General features: G+C 70.7%; 3 protein-coding genes. 1 reads left to right on the top strand and 2 read right to left on the bottom strand.

What is annotated here, in order from left to right:
* Together tal and tkt are read right to left on the bottom strand one after the other, a co-directional pair.
* Positions 1-1,107, bottom strand: coding sequence for a transaldolase (tal, locus tag ACH9EU_RS11245; RefSeq protein WP_396412817.1), 1,107 nt, complete (start codon positions 1,105-1,107; stop codon positions 1-3).
* A 109-nt stretch (positions 1,108-1,216) separates the two neighbouring features.
* Entirely contained in the window at positions 1,217-3,355 is a 2,139-nt protein-coding gene (gene tkt / locus ACH9EU_RS11240; RefSeq protein WP_396412816.1) for a transketolase, read from the bottom strand.
* Positions 3,356-3,720: 365 nt separating this feature from the next.
* On the opposite strand from tkt, the gene ACH9EU_RS11235 reads away from it, so the two are divergent.
* Positions 3,721-4,659, top strand: coding sequence for a heme o synthase (locus ACH9EU_RS11235; protein ID WP_396414017.1), 939 nt, complete (start codon positions 3,721-3,723; stop codon positions 4,657-4,659).
* Positions 4,660-4,869 lie beyond the last annotated feature (210 nt).

Here is a 4,869-nt window from a genome sequence, read left to right as displayed (position 1 = left end):
TCAGCGGGCGTTGTCGAGAGCGTTGCGGACGGTGGCCAGCAGCTCGTCCCAGGAGTCCTCGAACTTGGTCAGGCCCTCGGTCTCGAGCTTGGTGACGACCTCGTCGTAGGAGACCCCGGCGTGCGCGAGGGCGTCGAGGACCGCGTTGGAGGCCTCGTAGGTGCCGCTGATGGTGTCCCCGGTGATCTCGGCGTGGTCGTAGGTGGCCTCGAGGGTCTTCTCGGGCATGGTGTTGACCGTGTGCGGGGCCACGAGCCCGGTCACGTAGAGGGTGTCGGGCAGGGAGGGGTCCTTCACCCCGGTGGAGGCCCACAGCGGCCGCTGTGGGTTCGCCCCGGCCCCGGTCAGGCGGGCCCAGCGTTCGGTGTCCACGGAGTCCTGGAAGATCTGGTAGGCGAGGCGGGCGTTGGCCAGCCCGGCCTTGCCCTTGAGCTCCTGGGCGTCCTTGGTGCCGACCCGCTCGAGGCGGGCGTCGATCTCGGTGTCCACCCGGGAGACGAAGAAGGAGGCCACGGAGTGGATGGTGGTGAGGTCCTTGCCGGCCTCCAGGGCCTGCTCCAGGCCCAGCAGGTAGGCGTTGATGACCGCCCGGTACCGGTCCAGGGAGAAGATCAGGGTCACGTTGACCGAGATGCCCTCGGCGATCGTGGCGGTGATCGCGGGCAGCCCGGCCTCGGTGGCGGGGATCTTGATCAGCGCGTTGGGGCGGTCGATGGTCTGGGACAGGCGCTGGGCCATGGCCGCGGTCGCCTCGGCGTCCTGGGCCAGGCGGGGGTCGACCTCGATGGACACCCGTCCGTCCACGCCCTGGGTGGCCTCGTAGGTGGGGGCGAACAGGTCGCAGGCCTCGCGGACGTCGTCGGTGGTGATGGCCAGCACGGCCTCGTCGACGTCGGTGCCGGTCGCGGCGAGCTCGCGCACCTGGTCCTCGTAGGCGTCGTGGGCGGCCAGGGCGGCGGCGAAGATCGTGGGGTTCGTGGTCACGCCCACGACGTCCTTCTCCTCGATCAGCCGGCCCAGTCCCCCGGAGGTCAGGCGCTCACGGGAGAGGTCGTCGAGCCAGATCGAGACTCCGGCCTCGGAGAGCTTGCGGGTGGGAGTGGTCATGCGGTCCTCGGTTCTCTGCAGCCGGGCTGCAGTGCTGGTCGGGCGGGGGCGGGCACCGGTGATGCCGTGCCCGCCCCGCGGGCTGGGTGGTGGGGGGAACCGGTGCGGTTCAGCTTCCGGTGGGAGCGGTCTGGGCCGCGGCGGCCAGGGAGTCCTGGGCGGCGGTGGTGACCGCTTCGGCGGTGATGCCGAACTCGCGGTAGAGCCTCTGGTAGTCGGCCGACTCCCCGAAGTGCTCCAGGGACACGGCCCGCCCGGCGTCGCCGATCAGGTCTCGCCAGGACATGGCTATCCCGGCCTCCACGGAGACCCTGGCCTTGATCCGGGAGGGGATCACGGACTCGCGGTAGTCGGGGTCCTGGGCGTCGAACCACTCCCGGCAGGGCATGGACACGACCCGGGCGTTGATGCCCTGCGCGGCCAGCTGCGCCCGGGCCTGAACGGCCAGGGCGACCTCGGAGCCGGTGCCGATCAGGATCACGTCCGGTTCTGCGCCTCCGGGGGCCTGGGCCAGGACGTAGCCGCCGCGGGCGGTGCCCTCGGCGGAGGCGAACTTCTCGCCCTCGGCCTCGGGGTGGAGGTCCTCCCGGGCGAAGGTGGGCACGTTCTGGCGGGTCAGGGCGATCCCGGCCGGGCCGTGACGGTTCTCCAGCACCGTCCGCCAGGCGATGGCGGTCTCGTTGGCATCGGCCGGGCGGACCACGTCCAGGCCCGGGATCGCGCGCAGGGCCGAGAGCTGCTCGACCGGCTGGTGGGTGGGCCCGTCCTCGCCCAGGCCGATCGAGTCGTGGGTCCACACGTAGATGGCCGGGACCTTCATCAGCGCGCCCAGGCGCACGGCCGGGCGCTGGTAGTCGGAGAAGATCAGGAACGTCCCGCAGAACGCCCGGGTCTGGGAGGACATCACGATGCCGTTGACGATCGCCGCCGCGGCGTGCTCGCGGATCCCGAAGTGCAGCACCCGCCCGTAGGGGTCCCCGGACCACTTGGCCGTGGAACGGGCCGCCGGGATGAAGGACTTGGCGGACTCGATGGTCGTGTTGTTGGACCCGGCCAGGTCCGCCGACCCGCCCCACAGCTCCGGGAACGTGGCGGCGATCGCGTTGATGACCTTGCCCGAGGCCGCCCGGGTCGCCACGTCCGCCCCCGCCTCGAAGACGGGGAAGGCGTCCGCGTAGTTCTCGGGCAGTTCCTCGGCCCGGATCCGGTCGTAGAGGCTCGCCCGGTCGGGGTTGGCCTGACGCCAGGCGGAGAACTGCTCCTCCCACCGCGCCCGGACCTCCTTCATCCGATCCTGGATGCCCCGGGTGTGGGCGATCACCTCATCCTCCACCACGAAGGACTTCTCCGGGTCGAAGCCGAGGACCTCCTTGGTCGCGGCGACCTCCTCGGCCCCGAGCTTGGAGCCGTGGATGCCCCCGGTGTTCTGCTTGCCCGGGGCCGGGAACCCGATGACCGTGCGCAGGGCGATCAGCGAGGGCTTGGCGGTCTGCGCCTTCGCGGCGCGGATCGCCGCGTAGAGCTCGGCCACGTCCTCGACGTAGTCCCCGGACTTCGTCCAGTCCACCCGTGCCACGTCCCAGCCGTAGGCGGCGTAGCGGGCGCACACGTCCTCGGTGAAGGCCACGTCGGTGTCGTCCTCGATGGAGATGTGGTTGTCGTCGTAGATCACCACGAGATTGCCCAGCTCCTGGACACCGGCCAGCGAGGACGCCTCGGAGGTGATCCCCTCCTGCAGGTCCCCGTCGGAGGCGATCACGTACACCATGTGGTCGAAGGGAGAGCTCCCCGCGGCGGCCTCGGGATCGAGCAGGCCCCTCGTGTAGCGCTGGGCGTAGGCGAACCCGACCGCCGAGGCCAGGCCCTGGCCCAGCGGGCCGGTGGTGATCTCCACCCCGGTGGTGTGCCGGTACTCCGGGTGTCCCGGGGTCTTCGAGCCCCAGGTCCGCAGGGACGCGATGTCCTCGAGCTCCATCCCGTACCCGGACAGGAACAGCTGCAGGTACAGCGTCAGCGAGGTGTGGCCCGGGGAGAGGACGAACCGGTCACGCCCGGTCCACCGGTCATCGGTCGGGTCGTGGACCATCACCTTCTGGAACAGCAGATACGCCGCCGGCGCCAAGGACATCGCGGTCCCCGGATGCCCATTGCCCACCTTCTCCACCGCATCCGCCGCCAGCACCCGGACAGTGTCCACGGCACGCCGGTCGAGTTCGGTCCACGTCAGCTTCTGATCGAGATCGGTCACGAAAATCGGAGCCCTTTCTGCTGGGAGCCGCTGCCGTGCGCAGCGGACGCCGGTCGCCGACCGGCGGTCTGGGTCCAGCTTAGGTCACGCGTATTTCGGCTATGTGACCGTGGGCCCCGGCGAGGCGCCCGGATCACGATGGTCGCCGACTTCTCCCGGGCGGGGCGGAGCGGTGCCACGCGCTATGCTGTATAAGACCTTCTGCCGCGCCCGCGACCGCCGTGCCGACCCTCGCCGTGTCGGCGCCGTGACGTGTCGGGGCCTTCCTCGCGCACCCTGCGGGGGACACCACCGCAACCGGGAGCACTGATTCTGTGAACTCACTCGAGACGTCGGGAACCGTGGGGCGATCGGTCCTCGGCACCGTGCCCACGGGTGCGGCCGCGGCCTCCGGCCGCGAGGCACGGACGACGGTCTCCCGGAAGCTGCGGGCCTACGTGGCTCTCATGAAGCCGCGGATCATCGAGCTCCTCCTCGTCGCCACGGTCCCCACCATGATCTTCGCCCAGCAGGGCATGCCCAATTTCTGGCTCATCCTCAACACCCTCGTCGGTGGCACCCTCGCTGCAGGATCCGCGGGCGCGTTCAACTGCTACATCGACCGGGAAGAGGACCGGGTGATGCGGCGGACCGCCAAGCGCCCGCTCGTCACCGGCGAGGTCACCGACCGGGAGGCCCTCGTCTTCGCCTGGGTGCTCGCGGCCGTCTCCGTCGGCTGGCTCACCCTGGGCGTCAACCCGCTCGCCGGGGGACTGGGCGTGGTCGCCATCTTCCTCTACGCCGTCTTCTACTCGATCGTCCTCAAGCGCCGGACGGCCCAGAACATCGTCTGGGGCGGCGTGGCCGGGTGCATGCCCGTGCTGATCGGCTGGGCAGCGGTGACCGGCGGGCTGGACTGGCCGGCTCTCGTGCTGTTCCTCTTCATCTTCCTGTGGACCCCGCCGCACTACTGGCCCCTGTCCATGAAGTACGCCGAGGACTACTCGCGCGCCGGCGTGCCCATGCTCGGAGCCGTTGCCGGCGCCCGGACCGTCGGCAGCCAGGTGGTGCTCTACGCCTGGGCCACGGTGGTGTGCTCCCTGCTGCTCGTGCCCGTCGGCGGAGCCGGCTGGGTCTACGCCGCGACGGCGCTGGCCTCGGGCTCGTGGTTCGTGTGGCACAGTCACCGGCTGCACGCCCTCGCCATGGCCGGCCGGCCCACGGACAAGCAGGCGATGTACGTCTTTCACGGCTCGATCGCCTACATCACGTTCGTGTTCCTGGCTCTGGCCGTGGATCCCTTCGTGGGGGGACCGGTCATCTGACCCGGTGCCGGAGCCGAACCGTCCGGGCCGTTCGCCGAGATCCGTCCTTCGGCTGCCCGCGCCCATCTGCCGGACTCTGATGGTTCCACACGCTCCCCCTGCCTCCCGTCCGTGATCCCCCTCACGTCTTAGGGTGTCGGAGCCGGTGGGGATGATGGAGCATGACCACCACCGCTGATGCGCCGCGGGAGCCGGAGGAGCCCTTGTCGG

This window comes from Kocuria rhizosphaerae (genome assembly GCF_044462265.1).
Classification (GTDB): Bacteria; Actinomycetota; Actinomycetes; order Actinomycetales; family Micrococcaceae; genus Kocuria; species Kocuria rhizosphaerae.
Note: the sequence above shows the minus strand (reverse complement) of the source record. Positions and strands in the feature narration are given on the sequence as shown.

What these genes read in the sequence shown, in the direction of transcription:
- tal (WP_396412817.1), bottom strand. Translation starts at nt 1,107, where the DNA reads ATGACCACTCCCACCCGCAAGCTCTCCGAGGCCGGAGTCTCGATCTGG.